General features: G+C 54.5%; 2 protein-coding genes. Both read left to right on the top strand.

Going from position 1 to position 1,254, the window contains the following annotated elements:
- Nucleotides 1–130: 130 nt before the first annotated feature.
- On the top strand, nt 131–799 hold the full coding sequence (locus WH5701_RS00630; protein ID WP_009790135.1) for a DUF3386 domain-containing protein: 669 nt from the start codon (nt 131–133) through the stop codon (nt 797–799).
- 56 nt (nt 800–855) lie between these two features.
- Nucleotides 856–1,254: alanine:cation symporter family protein (locus tag WH5701_RS00625; RefSeq protein ID WP_198005105.1), on the top strand; the 399-nt coding region annotated here is incomplete at its 3' end.

The raw sequence follows: 1,254 nt of genomic DNA, 5'->3' as shown, positions 1-1,254 counted from the left end.
AAGCGAACCCACTCTCAGCATTTATGCCCTGCAGGACGTTCACGCGACGTGCTGAGCGCATGAAGGTTGGGCAATCAGCTCGATCAAATTGAGCCGATCTCGGTAGGGTGATGAAATCAGAAATACAGACGTGACAGCCAGCTCCACCTCCATTAAGCCTGGATCCGATCTACGCGACACCTTTCGGAAAGCCTACGAAAATCGCTACACCTGGACACCTGGTTTTTCTGGTTATCGGGGGCGTTGCCTCTGGACTCAAGGCGATCAAAGCGTGGCTGGCACCTTTGAAATTGGTGCCGACCTCAAGGCAAAGGTTGAGGGCATCGACAACGAAGAGGTTCTGAAAGCTGTTCATTCGCAGCTGTGGGAAGTCGCCATTCATCGCGTCCGCAGAAGCTTCGAACAAACCCATAGCGACAACACATTTACTGCTGGAGAAACAGACGCCGTCGGCACCGAAGTGATTGTGGGAGGCAAAGGAGAAGGCGACCGCTACCGAATCAAAGACGACGTTGTCACCATGGTTCATCGTCACATCCATGGAACTGTTGTCACCATCTTCACGACCGACGTCACCCACACCGGGGATGGCTATCTAAGCCACACCTACACAAGCCAATATTCCGACCCAGCCACTGGGGCATTGCGCGGTGGGAAAAGCAGTTTCAAAGACACCTTTACCCCCCTCAACGATGGCGGTCCTTGGGTCTTGCAAGAGCGGGTAATCGAAACAAAAGCGCAAGGCGATGCGCCCGCCGGATGCCAAACCTTCCGCTTTGAAGGTCTCGAGGCCCTTTGATCGCATTGCCGGACATTGCCGGCCATGACACCATCCAGGCAAGATTGCTTAGCGGGATGGACAACTTCAATGCGTCGTTGGAAGCCTTCAATGCACCGGTCAACAGTCTTGTTTGGGGCTGGCCAACGGTTGGGCTGATCGCCATAACCGGCATCTTTTTGATGGTCGGTCTGCGGTTCATGCCATTGCAACGACTGATTTATGGCGTGCGGATGGTTCTGCTCCCATCAAAGGATGGCAGCGAAGGAGAGATCACTCCTTTTCAAGCTTTGATGACCTCCCTATCCGCCACCATCGGAACCGGCAACATTGCGGGGGTGGCTGGAGCTATCGCCGTTGGCGGACCTGGGGCCGTGTTCTGGATGTGGATTATTGCCATCTTTGGCATTGCCACCAAATACGCCGAAGCCGTTCTGGCGGTGAAGTTTCGCGAAACAGATGGATCGGGAAACCAC

It is taken from the genome of Synechococcus sp. WH 5701 (assembly GCF_000153045.1).
In the GTDB taxonomy this organism is placed as follows: Bacteria; Cyanobacteriota; Cyanobacteriia; order PCC-6307; family Cyanobiaceae; genus Regnicoccus_A; species Regnicoccus_A antarcticus.
This window is presented reverse-complemented; position numbering and strand designations above follow the sequence as displayed.